Annotated in this window: 20 protein-coding genes; 8 read left to right on the top strand and 12 right to left on the bottom strand. The window is 73.1% G+C overall.

Going from position 1 to position 15,036, the window contains the following annotated elements:
- Positions 1 to 67: 67 nt before the first annotated feature.
- Positions 68 to 619, bottom strand: coding sequence for a hypothetical protein (locus tag ACFU5G_RS03545; RefSeq protein ID WP_377240842.1), 552 nt, complete (start codon positions 617 to 619; stop codon positions 68 to 70).
- Between the two features lie 153 nt (positions 620 to 772).
- Here ACFU5G_RS03545 and ACFU5G_RS03540 point away from each other — a divergent pair, with 153 nt between their 5' ends.
- Complete coding sequence (locus ACFU5G_RS03540; protein ID WP_377240840.1) at positions 773 to 1,585, top strand: NAD-dependent epimerase/dehydratase family protein; 813 nt, start codon at positions 773 to 775, stop codon at positions 1,583 to 1,585.
- A gap of 7 nt (positions 1,586 to 1,592) precedes the next feature.
- Here the strand turns inward: ACFU5G_RS03540 and ACFU5G_RS03535 are convergent, their stop codons facing one another.
- Positions 1,593 to 2,351, bottom strand: coding sequence for an SDR family oxidoreductase (locus tag ACFU5G_RS03535; protein ID WP_377240839.1), 759 nt, complete (start codon positions 2,349 to 2,351; stop codon positions 1,593 to 1,595).
- An 84-nt stretch (positions 2,352 to 2,435) separates the two neighbouring features.
- On the opposite strand from ACFU5G_RS03535, the gene ACFU5G_RS03530 reads away from it, so the two are divergent.
- Complete coding sequence (locus ACFU5G_RS03530; protein WP_377240837.1) at positions 2,436 to 3,392, top strand: DUF2797 domain-containing protein; 957 nt, start codon at positions 2,436 to 2,438, stop codon at positions 3,390 to 3,392.
- 51 nt (positions 3,393 to 3,443) lie between these two features.
- Positions 3,444 to 3,974, top strand: coding sequence for an HXXEE domain-containing protein (locus tag ACFU5G_RS03525; protein ID WP_377240835.1), 531 nt, complete (start codon positions 3,444 to 3,446; stop codon positions 3,972 to 3,974).
- Positions 3,975 to 4,004: 30 nt separating this feature from the next.
- Here the strand turns inward: ACFU5G_RS03525 and ACFU5G_RS03520 are convergent, their stop codons facing one another.
- The 3 genes from ACFU5G_RS03520 to ACFU5G_RS03510 all read right to left on the bottom strand — a co-directional run bounded on the left by ACFU5G_RS03520 (position 4,005) and on the right by ACFU5G_RS03510 (position 5,932).
- A complete protein-coding gene (locus ACFU5G_RS03520) occupies positions 4,005 to 4,496 on the bottom strand; it encodes a hypothetical protein (protein ID WP_377240834.1) in 492 nt (163 codons plus the stop codon).
- Between the two features lie 30 nt (positions 4,497 to 4,526).
- Positions 4,527 to 5,276: a hypothetical protein gene (locus tag ACFU5G_RS03515; protein WP_377240832.1), complete on the bottom strand. Its 750-nt coding sequence runs from the start codon at positions 5,274 to 5,276 to the stop codon at positions 4,527 to 4,529.
- Positions 5,277 to 5,350: 74 nt separating this feature from the next.
- Positions 5,351 to 5,932 carry a CGNR zinc finger domain-containing protein gene (locus ACFU5G_RS03510; protein ID WP_377240830.1) on the bottom strand — a complete coding sequence of 194 codons (582 nt, stop codon included), beginning with the start codon at positions 5,930 to 5,932 and terminating at the stop codon, positions 5,351 to 5,353.
- A gap of 97 nt (positions 5,933 to 6,029) precedes the next feature.
- Here ACFU5G_RS03510 and ACFU5G_RS03505 point away from each other — a divergent pair, with 97 nt between their 5' ends.
- Positions 6,030 to 7,370 carry an MFS transporter gene (locus tag ACFU5G_RS03505; RefSeq protein WP_377240829.1) on the top strand — a complete coding sequence of 447 codons (1,341 nt, stop codon included), beginning with the start codon at positions 6,030 to 6,032 and terminating at the stop codon, positions 7,368 to 7,370.
- Positions 7,371 to 7,435: 65 nt separating this feature from the next.
- Positions 7,436 to 8,647 (top strand): MFS transporter, encoded by a 1,212-nt coding sequence (locus ACFU5G_RS03500; RefSeq protein WP_377240827.1) that lies wholly within the window; start codon positions 7,436 to 7,438, stop codon positions 8,645 to 8,647.
- Positions 8,648 to 8,662: 15 nt separating this feature from the next.
- Here ACFU5G_RS03500 and ACFU5G_RS03495 read toward each other — a convergent pair whose 3' ends face one another.
- The 6 genes from ACFU5G_RS03495 to ACFU5G_RS03470 all read right to left on the bottom strand — a co-directional run bounded on the left by ACFU5G_RS03495 (position 8,663) and on the right by ACFU5G_RS03470 (position 12,193).
- Positions 8,663 to 9,109, bottom strand: a complete 447-nt coding sequence (locus tag ACFU5G_RS03495) for a hypothetical protein (RefSeq protein ID WP_377240825.1) — start codon at positions 9,107 to 9,109, stop codon at positions 8,663 to 8,665.
- Positions 9,102 to 9,536, bottom strand: a complete 435-nt coding sequence (locus ACFU5G_RS03490) for a DUF4259 domain-containing protein (RefSeq protein ID WP_377240823.1) — start codon at positions 9,534 to 9,536, stop codon at positions 9,102 to 9,104. The genes ACFU5G_RS03495 and ACFU5G_RS03490 overlap by 8 nt, the downstream gene beginning before the upstream one ends.
- 65 nt (positions 9,537 to 9,601) lie before the next feature.
- Entirely contained in the window at positions 9,602 to 10,570 is a 969-nt protein-coding gene (locus ACFU5G_RS03485) for a phosphotransferase (RefSeq protein WP_377240821.1), read from the bottom strand.
- Between the two features lie 49 nt (positions 10,571 to 10,619).
- The gene (locus ACFU5G_RS03480; protein WP_377240819.1) at positions 10,620 to 11,006 is read right to left on the bottom strand and encodes a hypothetical protein; all 387 of its coding nucleotides are present in this window, start codon (positions 11,004 to 11,006) and stop codon (positions 10,620 to 10,622) included.
- Between the two features lie 150 nt (positions 11,007 to 11,156).
- Positions 11,157 to 11,780 (bottom strand): hypothetical protein, encoded by a 624-nt coding sequence (locus tag ACFU5G_RS03475; RefSeq protein WP_377240818.1) that lies wholly within the window; start codon positions 11,778 to 11,780, stop codon positions 11,157 to 11,159.
- A 101-nt stretch (positions 11,781 to 11,881) separates the two neighbouring features.
- Positions 11,882 to 12,193, bottom strand: coding sequence for a hypothetical protein (locus tag ACFU5G_RS03470; protein WP_377240816.1), 312 nt, complete (start codon positions 12,191 to 12,193; stop codon positions 11,882 to 11,884).
- A gap of 178 nt (positions 12,194 to 12,371) precedes the next feature.
- Between ACFU5G_RS03470 and ACFU5G_RS03465 the strand changes: the two genes are divergently transcribed.
- The 3 genes from ACFU5G_RS03465 (at position 12,372) to ACFU5G_RS03455 (ending at position 14,320) form a co-directional block, all read left to right on the top strand.
- The gene (locus ACFU5G_RS03465; RefSeq protein WP_377240814.1) at positions 12,372 to 12,674 is read left to right on the top strand and encodes a hypothetical protein; all 303 of its coding nucleotides are present in this window, start codon (positions 12,372 to 12,374) and stop codon (positions 12,672 to 12,674) included.
- Entirely contained in the window at positions 12,667 to 13,161 is a 495-nt protein-coding gene (locus ACFU5G_RS03460; RefSeq protein WP_377240812.1) for a hypothetical protein, read from the top strand. The genes ACFU5G_RS03465 and ACFU5G_RS03460 overlap by 8 nt, the downstream gene beginning before the upstream one ends.
- 70 nt (positions 13,162 to 13,231) lie before the next feature.
- A complete protein-coding gene (locus ACFU5G_RS03455) occupies positions 13,232 to 14,320 on the top strand; it encodes a PrsW family glutamic-type intramembrane protease (RefSeq protein WP_377240810.1) in 1,089 nt (362 codons plus the stop codon).
- A gap of 14 nt (positions 14,321 to 14,334) precedes the next feature.
- Here the strand turns inward: ACFU5G_RS03455 and ACFU5G_RS03450 are convergent, their stop codons facing one another.
- On the bottom strand, positions 14,335 to 14,901 hold the full coding sequence (locus ACFU5G_RS03450) for a YcxB family protein (RefSeq protein ID WP_377240808.1): 567 nt from the start codon (positions 14,899 to 14,901) through the stop codon (positions 14,335 to 14,337).
- Positions 14,902 to 15,036 lie beyond the last annotated feature (135 nt).

The following is a 15,036-nucleotide window of genomic DNA, read 5'->3' as shown; positions in this document are numbered from 1 at the left end:
TCGGGCGGGGTCCGGCGTCGGGAGGCGAGGCCCGCGGGCCGCTCGGCGGCCCGCTACGAGGCCCCGCTCAGCCGTGCGCGAGCAGCTTGAGCCCGACCACGCCGACCGCGAGCGCCGCGAGCACGCCCAGCGCCAGGATCCGGGCGAGCCAGGGCAGCTTGGTGCGGCGGATGCCGAGCCAGGCGATGAGCACGAGCGTGGCGATGAGCACGCCGACGCCGACGCGGAGCGCGGTGGTGACCTCCCACCAGCCGAGGCCGGCGGCGGCCAGCGCGAGCAGCGGGATCACGAGGGTCAGGAGGGCGCCGCCGCTCGTCCGGGTCATGGCCGCCATGTGGTGCCGGTCCGGGAACCCGCCGTGGGCGGCGAGGTGGGAGATGAGCTCGGCGAGCCAGGCGGCGGCGACGGTGCCGACGGCGGTGATGGTCAGCGACGCCGCCGCCGTCCCCGCGCCGAGCCCGTGCGCGTGGGCGAGCAGCGTCATGATGACGGCGAGCGAGGCGAACGAGACGTAGACGCGCTCGCGGAGCCGCTCGGCGAGGTCCTCGCGCTCCTCGGGCGTCAGGGTGGCGGCACGGGTCTCGGGGTCCGGGTGCGCGGGGCGGCGCGGGGTGCTCATGCGGGTCATTCTCTCGCGCCGCGCGCTCGAACAACCCGCGCGGCTCCCGCGCCGCTCTCGCGCCGTTCTCGTGTCGCCGCAGGTCGTGCCGGTTGTCCGCCGTCCATCCCCTAGCCTCTCGTCAGGACACCGACCGGACGAGGGAGCCCGAGCATGTCGAACGACGCACCACAGGTGATCGCGATCACCGGGGCGGCGGGCCGGATCGGCCGCGCGATCGCCCCGCTGCTGCGACGAGCGGGCCGGGAGCTGCGGCTGCTGGACCGGGAGGTGCCCGCCGACCGCGACGAGCGGGACCGGTGGTTCGCGGGCGACATCACCGAGCCGGGCGCCCTGGACGAGGCGTTCCAGGGCGCGGACCTGGTGGTGCATCTCGCGGCCCATCCCTGGGAGCGGCCGTGGCCCGAGATCATCGCCGTGAACATCGACGGCACGCAGCGGACGCTGGAGGCGGCGCACGTCGCGGGTGTGCCGCGCGTGCTGTTCGCGAGCTCGATCCACGCGGTGGGATACGCGACGCCCGCCGAGGCCGCCGCCGTGGACGAGCTCCATCCGCGGCCCGACACGTTCTACGGCATGAGCAAGGCCGCGGGCGAGGCGCTGGGCAGCGTCTACGCGGACCGCTTCGGTATGACGGTGGTGAGCGCGCGGATCTGCGCCTTCAGCCCGGACGTCGCGGGGGGCCACTCGATCGCGCTCTGGCTCTCCCCCGCCGACGCCGCCCGGCTGGTCGAGGCCGTGGCCGCGCTCGACCGGCCCGGGCACCACGTCGTCTGGGGCGTCTCCGACAACGGCCCGGGCTGGTTCCCGCTCGGGCCGGGGCACTCGATCGGCTTCCACCCGCAGGACGACGCGGTGCGCCGGGCGACCGAGCGCGACGGCGTCGCGCCACCGGAGCCGGAGCGCGACCGGATCCTCGCGGGGATCTTCGCCGACGAGGACCACCCGCTGGGCGGGGAGTGGTGAGGCTGCCTCAGCGCGCGGCCGTGCCCAGCCAGTCGCGCAGCGCGGTCGGGGCGATCCGGGCGTCGGGGCCGGGCAGGAGCGCGCCCCGGTCCACGATGCCGCCGAAGTACGTCGCGTCAGGGTCGCGGACGACGGTGCCGCCCTCGCCCAGGTGCGCCAGCGCGGTGCGGACGAAGACGTCGAGCTCGAACCGCTCGGGACCCGCGAGGTCGAGGTCCGGCGTCGGCGACGGCTCGTCGACGAGGCGGACGAGCTCCGCGGCGACGTCCGCCCCGGCGACCGGCTGGACGAGTACCGGGGCGAGGCGCGCCGGTCCGCCGTCCGGGCCGGCCGAGGCCCGGGCGATGGTGGGCGCGAACTCGAAGAACTGGGTCGCGTGCAGGATGGTGGAGGGCACCTCACCTGTGCGGACGGCGTCCTCGAGGCGCACCTTGGCCACGTAGAACGGGACACCGGGGGCTCGGTCCGACCCGACGATGGACAGCATGACGTGGTGCTGCACGCCCGCCTCGGGCTCGTGCCGCGTGAGGTGCTCGCCGGCGCGCGCGAAGAACTCGTCGATGCGGGCGGGGTCCAGCGAGCCGGTCTTGGCGGTGTCGACGACGACCTGGGCGCCGTCGAGCGCCTCGCGCAGGCCCTGGCCCGTGACCAGGTCGACGCCGCTCGCGCGCGACGCGACCCGGACGTCGTCGCCCCGCTCGCGCAGGAGCCGCACCACCTGGGTGCCGATGGTGCCGGTGCCTCCCAGCACGGTGATCGTCGTCATCGTCGGTCCTTCCGCGTAGGACACCATCTTGTGCCGGGGCGGCCGTACTGGCTCGGCGTCGCGGGCTCGCCCTAGAGTCGTGCCGTGTCCGAGGAACGCACCGCCTGGCGCCCCACGGGGCTGACCTGGTCCGACGACGGGGCCGCGCTGGAGTGGCTCACCCCCGCGGGCGGTACGCGCACGAGTCCGCTGGCCGTGGGCGCGCGCCTGGCGCTGACCGTCGGGGTGGACCGCCGGTGCCTCGGGCTGTGGTGGGAGGGACGCCGGGTCCCCTGCGTGGCCGGGGCCCTGCTCGATGCCACGGCGAAGTCGGGGCAGTGCGAGTCCTGCGCGGCGATCGCCCGCACACGGTCCGTCGCCACGGACACCCGGCTCGACGACCCGCGGGAGTTCCGCGTGTACCTCGCGCACCACGGCAGCGTGGTCAAGGCCGGCATCACCGCCGCCCAGCGCGGGCAGGCGCGGCTGCTGGAGCAGGGCGCGCTGTCGTCACTGTTCCTCTCGACGGGCACGCTGGTCTCCGCGCGGCGGTGCGAGTCCCTGCTCACCACGGCGCTCGGCCTGCCGCAGCAGGTGCACACCGCGCGCAAGCGGGCGGCCCGCGCGGCTCCGGGGGCTGCGTCGTCCCGCGCCGCGGAGCTCTCCGCCGTCGTCGGACGGGCCGCCGCACTGGACTGGCCGCCCGGCCAGACCTGGGACCCGACCGAACCTGCCGACCACACCGTTGTCTACGGGCTGGCGGACGACGGCGTGGTGCCGATGTGGCAGCTCGACCCGCTGCGGCCCGGGGTGACGGTGACGGGCGAGGTGCTCTGCCGGGTCGGCCGGGATGTCTACCTGACGACGACGGGGCGGACGGCTGCTGGGCGCACGGCTTCGGGCCGCATGACGTCGGACGGGGTGCTGCTCGTCGACACCGGGCTGCTGGCGGGCTGGGACCTGAGGCGGGCGGACCCCGACGCGCAGCCGACCGCGAGCGCCTCCCCCGTGGCCGCGCCCGCCGGGACGAGTCCGGGCACGGAGCAGGACGCGCTGTTCTGACCTGCGGCAATGCCGATGCCGTCCCGGTATCGGTGCCGCTACCGTCGTGCCGTGACTGAGGAGAGCAGCGCGCGGACCGCTGGTACCGGCGTTTCTGACCGGGCCAGGCTCGGCCTGTTCTGGTGCCTGGTCGCCATGGCGCTGGCCGTGCACAATGCGGAGGAGCTCGCCCGGGACCTGCCGGGATGGCAGGCCGACCGTCCCTGGCTACCTGGGGCTGCGCTCTACGGGGACCAGGGGCAGTTCGCCGTCGCGCTCGCGATAGTCACCGGTGCGGCACTGGTCCTGGCCGTTGTCGCGGTAACCACCCGGGCGACATGGAGCGCGCCGGTGCTCGTGTGCGTCAGCTACGCCCTGCTGGTCAACGCGGCCGGGCACGTGCTGCTGAGCATCGTCTGCTGGAGCCTCATGCCTGGCGTACTGACCTCCGTGGTGGTGCTGGCGCCTGTCGCCGTCTTCCTCACCCGAGCGTTGCCGCCGGTGCGGTGGACGATCTCTGCCGCGCTGGTGACGCTGGTCGCGGCGCTCGGGCTCGTGGTCGGCTCGCTGGCGATCGCGGCGCTGATGCGCGCCGCGGTCTGACGGACCGCGGTGGGGGTCTCGGGCGACGGCTCAGATCAGATCGTCCCGGGCCTGTTCGAGCTGGGTGTGCCACCACGATCCCCGCTTCAGCGCGCCCTTCTCGGCCGTCGCGAGCCGACGGCGCAGCCGGCGCACCCGGTCGCGATGGGACCGCTCGGGCACCGGCGCGGGACGAGGCTTGATCATGCCCGCCCGGAACTGGGCGAGCTTCTCGGCGGCCTCCGCGGCGCTGAGCACGGTCGGCGGCGTCGGGCGCGGACCGGTGTCCAGGTACTCGGCGAAGGCGGCGACGAACTCGTCGAGCTGCGCGCGGGAGCCGTTCAGCGGGTACAGCTCGCCGTCGGCCATGCGCACGGCGACGGAGCGGTCGGCGGCGAGCTCGATGATCTCGGCCTCCGCGGGGTCGTGGAGGTAGCCGATCACCCGGGCGTCGCGCTCACCCTGCCCTCCCGGGACTCGGACCGCCCGCGTAGCGTCCGGGTGCAGGACGAAGCCCAGCGGGGCGTCGTCGCCGGCGCTCATGCGCGACTCCTCTCCGCGTGACCGCGCACGTCAGAGCCGCAGCAGGTCTCGTGCCAGGCCCTCGCGCAGCCCGGCCGGTGGGTCCACGTACCCCTCCTCGTGCAGCGCGCCGGGGAAACCGCCGGCCGCGAACGTGTCGTTGAGGTCGTCGACGAACCAGAGCGTCGGGCCGACCAGCCCGTCGACGCCGACGCCCGGCAGCTGGATCCCGTACGGGCCGTCGCCACTGATGTTCGCCTTGTGCAGCGCGTCGGGGGCGAAGTCGAGCTGGAACGGCTCAGCGTCCTCGCCGGGGTAGTCCTCCGCGTCGTCCTGCCAGTTCTGCCATTCCTCGGCGTAGTAGTCGCGCGAGCCGCCGCCGTGGACACTGTGCTCGAACTCGACCACGAGCGGGTCGGCGAGCACGCTCTGCGGCCAGCGCGGGTGCGGGCCGACGAGCCACACGTCCCCGACCTCGCGGATCCAGGCCGCGACCGTCATGGGGAACGGCGCGAACGTCTCCTCCAGCCAGTCGACCAGGCTTGCCGCGTCGTCGGACGGCGGGAAGTGCGCCGGGCGGGGCGTGGCCTCGTCGTCGTTGCGCTCGGCGACGAAGCCGTCGGACTGGAGCCGGTCGACGATCAGGTCCACGTTCCGGCGCGCCCGGACCCCCATCTCGCGGGCCACGGCCTGCGCGTCCTCGCGGTGCGGCGCGTCGTACGCCGTCGGTCCCAGGGCGCGCAGGTCGCGCCACACGTCGTCGTGCTCTCCGGCCTGGTACCGGGCGAAGTAACTGGTCACGGGGGCATCCTGGCAGACTCCGCGCCTGGTCAGGGGCACTGCCGTCGGGGGTAGCGCCGTCAGGGGTAGCGCCGTCAGGCGCGGGCGCGCTCCCCCGCCCGCCGGCGCATCTTGATGTAGTTGCCGCAGCCGGCCATGGAGCACCAGCGCCGGGCGTGGTTGCGGGAGGCGTCGTAGAACGCCCACCGGCACGTGTCGCGCGCGCAGACCTTCAGTCGCTCCCACTCGCCGGCCGCCTCGCTGCGGCGGACGGCGTCGAGCACCCCGGCGATCCCCTGCTCGAAGGCGGTGCCCGTGGCGGTGAGCCGCAGTCCGCCGTCGGCGTCGAAGGAGGCACGCAGCGGGAGGCGCGCGAGCTCGGCGTCGAGCCCGCTCCGGGCAGTGCCGTCGATGTCGTGCTCGTCGGCGTCGTGCCCGGCATGTCCGAGCAGCACGACGCGCAGCCCCTCGCGGATCCGGTGGGCGGCGGCGACGTCGTCCGCCGTCATGCGGGCCGACGCCGGGACCAGGCCGCGGGTGGCGAACCAGTCGCGCAGGGCCGTCGCGGTGCCGAGGCTTTCCGCGTCCTCCTGTGGCTCGTAGCTGTTCACGAAGTCGCGCACGAGCCCGGCCGACGGGGGCGCCACCGTGTCGAAGCCGTTCTCCTCCAGCTGCATGACACCAGCGTAATGGCTTGACCGGTGTGGGTGCCGTGGGCAACCATGACACCGGCGAACGGCTGACGGTGGTGTACAACGATGTGCAGGGGGCAGCATGACGAACGCGACGACGGTGCGGCGCACGGGACTGCTGGTCGTGGCGCTCGGCCTGCTCACCACGCTCGGCCCCCTCTCGATCGACCTCTACCTCCCGGCGTTCCCCACCCTGCGCGACGAGTTCGGCGCCGACGACGGCGCCGTGCAGCTCACGCTCGCCGGCATGACCGTGGGCCTCGCGCTCGGCAACCTGGTCACCGGGGCCTGGAGCGACCGGGTCGGACGCCGCCTGCCGCTGCTGCTCGCGTCCGCCCTGCACGTGCTGGTCACGCTGCTGTGCGCCGCGGCCCCGACGCTGGAGGCGCTAGCGGTGCTGCGGGTGGCCCAGGGCGTGGCGGCCGCCGGCAGCTCGGTGCTCGTGCTCGCCATCGCGCGCGACGTCAGCGACGGGCCGGGACTGGTCCGGCTCATCTCCCGCATCACGCTGATCACGACGACGGTCCCGCTGCTCGCGCCGGTCGCCGGGGCGGCGCTGCTGCCGGTGGTGGGCTGGCGCGGGATCTTCGGGGTGCTCGGGGCGTTCTCGGCGGCGGTGCTGGTGATGACGGCGGTGGTGGTGCCGGAGACGCATGCGGGTTCGGTGAGGCGGGGAGGGGCGGGCGACCGGGGCGGCGTAGCCGACCGCGGCGGCATGACGGACCGCAGCGGTCTGGTCGACCGGAGCGACATCGCCGACCGGAGCGACGTCGCCGACCGCCGCGAAACGGCGCCCCACGCCGACCGGGGCTTGCCCGCCCGCCTCCGCGCCGTGCTCCGCGACCGCGGCTTCGGCGCCGCGACCCTGCTCGGCGCCATGACCTACGCGGGCGTCTACGCCTACGTCGCCGCCTCGCCGCTCCTGCTCCAGGGGGTGCACGGCCTGACCGCCGGCGAGTTCGCGGCGGTCTTCCTGGCCAACTCGCTCGGCCTCGTGGTCGGCGTCCAGGCCAGCGCCGCCCTGCAGCGCCGTCGGCCCGACGCGCCCGTCCTCATCGGGTTCGCCGCCCTCACGGCGGTCGCGGCGCTCGCGATCCTCCCCCTGGAGGCCGCGGGCGCGGGCCTGCCCGGCCTGCTCGCCTGCCTGTGGCTCTTCGTCGCGGGCTGCGGCGGCTGCTTCGCGGGCGCCGCCGGGCGAGCCCTGCGCGACCAGTCGGCCCAGGCCGGCACCGCGACCTCCCTGTACGGCTTCGGCACCTTCGCCGCGGCGGGGCTCATCGCCCCGGTCGCGGGCCTGATCGGCTTGCACGACGCCGCGCCGATCGCGGGGGTGCTGTCGGTCACGGCCCTGGTCGGGACGACGGCGGCGGTGGCGATCCGGCGGCGGGACCGACGCGCGGTGCTGCCCCACCCGGCCGCCTGACCCACACCGCACCACGTCACGCAGCACCACGTACTGAACCCTGAACCTGACTGGAGAACCGCACCATGTTCGACCTGCCCGAGCTGCGCCGGCACGTCCCGCTCGCGGTAGCGCTAGGGGTCGACTCCGTCGGCACCGGGATCAGCGGCCCGCTGCTGCTCCTGTTCCTGACCCGCGTCGCCGACATCCCCCTGGCCCAGGCCGGGCTCACGCTCTCGGCGACCTTCGCCGTCGCGCTGGTCGTGCCCGCGCTCGTCGGCCAGCTCGTGCCCCGGCTGGGCGGGCGGAACATCCTGATCGCCGCGCAGGTGCTCCAGGCCGTGGGGCTCGCCGGGCTGCTGGTGGCCCGCGACCTGCCCGCCGTCGCCGCCTGCACGCTCGTCGCGGCGATCGGGCAGCGCACCTTCTGGTCGTCCGTGTTCGCGGTCATCGCCGACGCGTCCGACTCCGGGCCCGCCGAGGACAAGGACCGCTGGTTCGCGTTCACCAACATGGTGCAGAACACGGGCTACGCCCTCGGCGCGCTGACGGCGGGCGCCCTGCTCCTGCTCCCGGGCGACCTGCCGTACCTGCTGGCCATCGGCACCAACGCGGCCTGCTTCGCGGTCTCGGCGGTGCTGCTCGTGGCCGACCGTTCGGCCCGGCGGGCCCAGGGCGCCGACGCCGCCGCCCCCATCCGGGCGCACCGTGTGCCGACGCTGCCGTACCTCGGGCTGATCGGCGTCGCCGCGCTGTTCGCGTTCTGCAGCACCGTCCTCGGTTCGGGCCTCGGGATCTACGTGGTCGACGGCCTGGCCGCGCCCGCCGCGCTCGTCGGACCGCTGCTGGCGATCAACACGATCCTCAGCGCCCTCGGGCAGGCGCCGGCGGTGCGCCTCACCCGTCGTCGGTCGCGTGTCGCCGTCATGGTCACGGCCGGGATCATCTGGTCGGTCTGGGGCCTGTACACCGCGGTGCTCGGCCTGGCCCCGGCGTGGCTGATCGTGCCGGGCCTCGTCCTGTCGGTGCTCGTCTACTCGGTCGCCGAGCTGCTGCACGGCCCCCGCTCGCTCGCCTACGCCGCCGACGCCGCCCCGCCCGGGCAGCGCAGTACCTACCTCTCGTGGTTCCAGTACTCCTTCGCGCTGGCGAACATCGCGGCGCCGGGCGTCTTCGCCGCGACGTTCAGCGTGGACCCGGCGCTGCCGTGGGCCGTCACGTCGGTGGTGGCGCTGGTCGCGTGCGTGGGGCTGGTGCTGATCGCGCGGACGCTGCCGCGGGAGGCGGCGCGGCCGTGACGGGCCCGAGACCGCTCACCCGAACGACAGCAGGTCCGCCCGCATCCGCTCCGTCTGGGGCTGCGGTCCGTAGACCCGGTCTCGCGCGTCCAGCGCGCGCAGCACCAGCGCACGGCCGAAGTCGTCGATCTGCCCGGTCAGGCGCAGCAGCGTGAACCCCGCGCCGATGACGACGTTGATCATGTCGGCGTCGTCCTCGTCGAGCCCGGCCGCGACCTCCGCCTCGTCGCCGAACCACTCGGGGTCGATCTGCGCCAGGGTCGTACTGCCGTCCAGCTCGTCGGCCCGTCGCGCGGTCAGGACGACCAGATCCCACCCCTCGTCGTTGCCGAAGGGTGCGAAGTCGTCGCCCTCGTCGTCGTAGATCGGGTCGCGAAAGTGCGCGGCGAAGGCCGTGTGCTTGGGCCCGAGGTCGCCCTCGTCGTCGGCCGTCGCGTCCGCAAGGCCGGGTCGTTCAGTCACCGGAACCGCCACCCACGGCACCGACCGGCGCCGCCGAGCCCAGCGCCTGCCGCAGGTCCTCGACCGACTGCTCGACCTTGCCCAGCCACTCGGCGAGCGACTCGGCGCTGGCCTCCTGCCACAGCTCGTAGACCTCCGAGCCGACGCCGAGCACCCGGTCCGTCTGCTCCAGGAGCCACGCGGCGCGCTCGTCGTCGAGCAGGTCGCGGGCCGCCTCCACGGCCTCGGTGTGCGGCAGGTCACGCAGCCCGCGCGCGGCCAGCGCCACCTCGACGAGGGCGAGGACGGCGGCGCCGGCGTCGCTCTCGATGTAGTCGCCCTGCAGCTCGTCGGCGAGGTCGGTGAACGAGAGCTCGCGGTCCGCGAGCGCCCCCAGCGTGTCCAGGGCGCCGTCGTTGCCCAGGATGTCAGTGCTCCATGTACCCATGGCGAGGAACGTACGCGGAGCCACTGACACTCCCCCCGGCGGCCCGAACCGGACCGGCCCACGACCTACCGCAGCAGCTCCCGCAGCCAGGCGATGCTGGCCTCCCCCTGCACCCGCTGGAACTGGCGCAGGTGCGGGATCCCGGGCGGCGGCTCCTGCAGCGAGTTGCGCACGAAGTAGGCCGCCAGCACCGCGACCTGGGTCGCGACGGCCTCGGGCGCGGTGCCTGCCGGGAGCGGCGTCCGGTCCAGCACCTCCTGCGGCGCGGGCCCGCCGAGGGCATGCATGGCGGGCAACATCCCGATGAGGTCGATGAACCCGGCGCCCCGCGCCGCGTGCGGCCAGTCCACGACGACGCCGCGCGGCCGGTCGTCGGGCCCGAGAACGAGCACGTTGTCCGCGCGGAAATCGGCGTGCACCAGCCGGTCGCCCGTGAACGCCTCGACCTGCCGCTCCGGGGCCGCGACCTGCGCGATCAGGTCGACGTGCTCGGCGAACCAGGGGTCGTAGGTCGACAGGCCCTGCGGACGCTCGTCCGCCAGGGCCTGCGCCTCGGACCGCGGCTTTCTGGCGTAGTCGGGGAACGCGTCGCCGTCGGGCGCCTGATGCTCGCCGACCTGAAGGGCGAGGCGCGCCAGCAGGTCGACGTCGTCCAGGTCCCACGGGTCGGTGCGCACCGCGCGCCCGTGCACGGGTTCAAAGGCGAGGACGGCCCAGCTGTCGACCTCCACACCGCCGACGCCGCCGTCGTCGGGCACCTCCAACGACCACAGGAAGCGGGGCGACGGGAGCGTCGCGGGAAGCGCCGCGGCCTTGACCGCCTCGTTCCGGTGCAGCCGCAGGGCCTCCGTCTGGTCGGGAGAAGCGGTCTTGACGAAGACGGGGCCGCGCTCGGTGGTGAGCACACTGGCCAGGCCGGGCGAGTAGCCGCCGTCGTGCGAGACCCAGGAGGTGACCTTCGCGCCCAGGCGGTCCTCGATCGCGGTCCGGATCGGGTCGGGCAGGTCGGGCCAGGTGGGGCGTACGCGGGTCATGCCAGACGAGGGTGCCGGAGTGCGGTGTGCGACACCACCTGAATTCGGCCTACGCCGCGCTCTCGTCCTCCCAGAAGTGGAGGTCTACCCGCCACTCGTCGCCGAGCTCGGCCTGGAGCAGCGCTGCCAGCTCGACGCCCTCGGCCCGTTGCGCCTCGCGCATCTCCGCCGTCGGCCAGCCGGTCATGAAGTCGTAGTGGGCGTTGAAGACGGCCGCCCACGCCTCCAGGCGGGACGTGAGCTCGTCGCTGAGGCTCCAGTCCGAGCGTTGGCTGAAGGGGATGGTCCAGAGGGGCCACTTCGCGGCGTAGTCGTTCATCAGCCGGACGACCCTGGCCGATGGGTCGGCCAGCTTCTGCCCGCCCTTGTCGAGGATCGTCTGCTCGACGGCGGCAGGGTCGATGTCGAGGATCTTGCCCTCGTGCTTGATCGGCACAACAGGTCCCTTCGGTTGGTGTTCTGGGTCAGCGAGCGGCGGACAAGATCTCCCCGCCAGAGGGCCGCCGGACAGGTCGATCGTCGTTCCTTCGGCGCACGCCAATTCCAGCGCAACAGTCCGACGACGTCGCGCAATACACCCTGCCCGTCAGAAGACCGCCGCAGAGAACCAGTCGAACCCGACCTCACCGTTGCGCTGGATCAGCACGCTCGCGAACCCCTGATCCGTCGTCTTGACGCCAACAGGCACCTTGAGGGCGATGGAGCTCTGCCCCACGGTGAGCGCGGCCGGGCTATTCAGGCCCGTGATGCGCACCGTGCCCGCCGAGAACACCTGGAGGGTCACCTCGATGGTGTGGGTCGCGTTCGGCGGAAACTTGAACATGTAGACGATGTGGTACGGCGTGTGCGAGGCGAAGCTCGGGAGCCGGTGGTAGGCCGGTTCCGCCTCCGTGGCGATGAGGCAGTCCTGCACGTACATGCCGAGCGCCCGCCCGCCCGGCAGGGTCCGCCGGGACTGCCGGGGGGTGAGGCGCCCGATCGGCGTGGCGTCGAGCGCGGCGACGTCGTCCCCCTCCTCGCCGAAGGTGGCGGCGAGGTTCGTCCCGTCCTGTTCGGCCTCGTAGAGGACGTCGCGGACGGGCAGGTCCTCCCCCAGTTCGACCAGCCCGGCTGCGTGGAGTCGCTCGAGGACGGCGTCGTCGGGACCGGTCGCCGTGATCTCCCTGAGCTGGGTGAGGGGGTCCGTCTCGGTGTGGGTGTCATCAGACATGATCGCTCCTCGTCGAGCGTCGTCCGCGGTCTGTTGCCGCGGATTCCTGATGGTTCGATCGTAAGAGCGGGACGGCGCGGGCTCCTGGCGGGGCGCGTTGTTCACCCCTTGCGGGTGTTGGAGAAGCTGGCGTCCTCCACCGCACGCTCGAGGGCCTCGACGGACTGGTCGATGATGTCGCGCAGCAGGCGGGCCTTGTGCAGGGCGTTGCGCGCCTCGGCCGGGGTGTCGGCGTCGAGGTCGAGCGTGACGACGCGGCCGCAGTCAGCGATGGTCAGACGTGCGCTGACACGCTTGGCCTGTGCGTCGTCGGTGAATCCGGGTTCGGTGGTGATGTCGGCCAGCGCGTACGCGCCGGCGTGGTGGCCGCGGCGGTTCAGGAAGGTGCGGCGGTAGAAGCGTCGGAACGCCATGGGTACCTCGTCTCAGGACAACTCCCGCCTGAGTGGGCGGGGTCGGTACCCGCGGGTGCATCTCGCCATGGTGGGACTCTAGGTCGGGGGCGGTGGGGAGTGCACGGGAATTCGGCGGTCTGCCGACCACGGATGCGACGGCCACCGACACGGGCGAATGCCCGACACAATGAGGCCCGTGGAGCACGCGATGGCACTCGTACCCGGCGAGATTAGAACCCTCACGAGTCAGGAGCTCGAGGGCGCGCGCCGGTGGCGCACCCAGCTGGAGGCCTGGATCGCCGCGAACGGCCCCGTCCCCGCAGGCGTCAGTCTGCAGTGGCCGTCGATCACCACCACAGTCGAAGTCGAGCACGCCGCCGACGGCAGTACCACGCTCTGCGGCATCGACGAGCAGCGCTACGACGTGTACCGGACGCACTTTCGGCCGAGCTCGCCGCTGGCCTGCCCGGATTGTCGACAGGTGGCTACCGGTGCGTGAGCCCGGGCAGTACCGCGACCGTGCGCTCGCGCCGACGACGACGCCCGACGAGATGCGCGAGCTCGCCGGCTGCCCGTACCCGTTCGTGTGGCAGGCGCTTGCGACAAGGCCGGATGTGCCTGCGGACGTCCTCGAGGCACTCATGCACCGGTCCGACACCGACTGGAACAACAACCGGCTGTTGGCGCTGATCGCTCGACATGAGCAGGCGAACCGCCCGGTGCTGCTGAGCGTCCTTGAGCATGTTCAACGGCTGCTTGCCATGGGTGAGCGACCGTATGCCGCCGGCCTCGCGCTGGCGAGCCGGGCTGAGCTCACGGTCGACGAGGCATCCGGGATGCTCACGAGGCCCGGAGGCTCGCGACGGTTTCGTGTGGGGCTGCGAGCGCGGCTTTCGGAGCGTGCCGCGTCGACGAACGAGCGTCCGATACGCACCGCGCCGCTCAGCGGCGACGAGGAGACGGCGTCGCCGTTCCGGGTCTCGTAGGACCGTCATTTGGTCGCCGCAGGTGCTGCTCCCGATGGCGCGTCAGCACTCCTGCTGATTCTCTCCAGTCATGACACTCGTCGTGATCGGGGCGATCCTCTTCCTGGCCGGCACGGCGGTTGCCTTCATCGCGGGCCGGCCCCGGGACGGCGTCCCCGCCCCGGGCTGGTTCCCGGACCCCGCCTCCCACGTCGCGCGCCAGCGCTACTGGGACGGCCGGGCATGGACCGGCCAGACGGCCGACGGCGGTCCGCCCGCCGAGCGCGGCCGTCGGTTCCGCGGACGCTTCTGGGGCTCGTGGGTCTGGCAGCTGCTGGCGGCCGTCGTCGTCCTGCTGGCCGGATCGCTCCTGTACCAGTCGTCAGGAAACGTCCACGTGATGGGTCTGGCGAGCCTGCTCGGCATGGCCGGCGTCTGCTGGGCCTTCTACGGTTTCGTGAGCCGCCAGCTCGCCCTGCACGACGTCGTCGGCCCGCTCACCATCGTGTCGGTCGTGGTCGGGACCAGCGGCGCCGTCGTCCTGATCGCCGCGAACATCAACTCCTGGATCATCGACGGCGCGGGGATCGCGACGGCGACGGCGTGGGTCGGCGTCGTCGAGGAGGGGACCAAGCTGCTGGTCCCGCTGCTGCTGTTCGTCCTGGGCCGCTACCGCGACCCGCGGGCGGGAATCGCGCTGGGCCTGGCCTCGGGCTTCGGCTTCGCGATCACGGAGACCACGCAGTACGCCTACGAGACGGCGGCGGCGTCCGGCCCGAACTTCTGCGGCACAGGAACGCTGGATTCGACGCCGGCCGCGGTGGTGCAGGAGCAGATCTTCCGGGTGTTCACGGTGTCGCCCCTGCACTGGCTGTGGACCGGTCTCGCCGCGACGATCGCGTGGCGGCTGTGGCACCTGTACGGACGCCGCGGCATGTGGGGCGCGCTGGGCGGGATCGCGCTGGTGATGGTGGTGCACTCGCTCAACGACAGCTCGGCGACGGCGTTCTGCGACAACCCTGCCGCAAGCACGGTCGCGGTGGTGCTGCGGTGGGTGCTGGTGGTGGTGATGTATGTGGTGTTCCGGGCGTGGGCGCGGAAGTCGGTGCCGCCGCAGCTGGTGGGGGTGGTTGGGCGGGGGTGGGTGCCGCGACGGTTGCCCCGTGGCCACGGCTCGTAGTGTTCTGCTCTAGCTCAGCGAATCAGGTACCGCGGGACGTGAGCCTGGATGTGAGCCCGGACAGCTGCCTGGTCAGCGAGAGGCACTGCCCGCTTGGGCAGCCAGTAGATGAGTGAGGCCAGTCCGTTCGGCACATAGACGTAGTACGCCTCGTTCGCCTCCAGGGCACGCGTGGCCACATTCCACGTGAATGCTTGGCTGCCACTAGGCCCCTCGTGACGGAAGCCCTCGGTGTCCAGAATCGCACGTACGGGTTCGCGGTTCAGCGGCTTGCGCCAGGCGGCCCGGCCACCGAAGGGCACGTAGCCGAAGGCGACAAGGGCGGCCAGTGCGGCGACCAAGGTGAGGGGCAGGAGGGTCGTCGCGTCGATGGCGGGTTGGCCGTCGTCCCGCACGAGGAAGAAGCCCATCAGGACCGCAACTGCGAGCAGGGTGAGCATCACCCAGGCGAGCGTCTTGAGCATTCGCAGCTGGGGCATGTTGCGGAGGAGATCGGTGTAATCCGATGGCGTGGGCGCGAATTCGTACACGGCCACGAATGTGGTGCTTGCCGTGTTCGGTCGGTAGTCGTCTGGTGTCACGCGGCGCAGCGTAACCCTGGCGTTCTGGTCGTTTGGCTGGTGCGCGGGGTGAAGGTGCGGGTGAGGTGCGTACGCCCCGCCGGCAGCAGGACGGGCACTGCCACACTGTTCACGACGCGGGTGCCAGCAGTTCGG

The sequence above is a fragment of the Promicromonospora sp. NPDC057488 genome (assembly GCF_042802395.1).
Classification (GTDB): Bacteria; Actinomycetota; Actinomycetes; order Actinomycetales; family Cellulomonadaceae; genus Promicromonospora.
The sequence above is the reverse complement of the archived record's forward strand: the minus strand, read 5'-3'. Positions and strand labels throughout refer to the sequence as shown.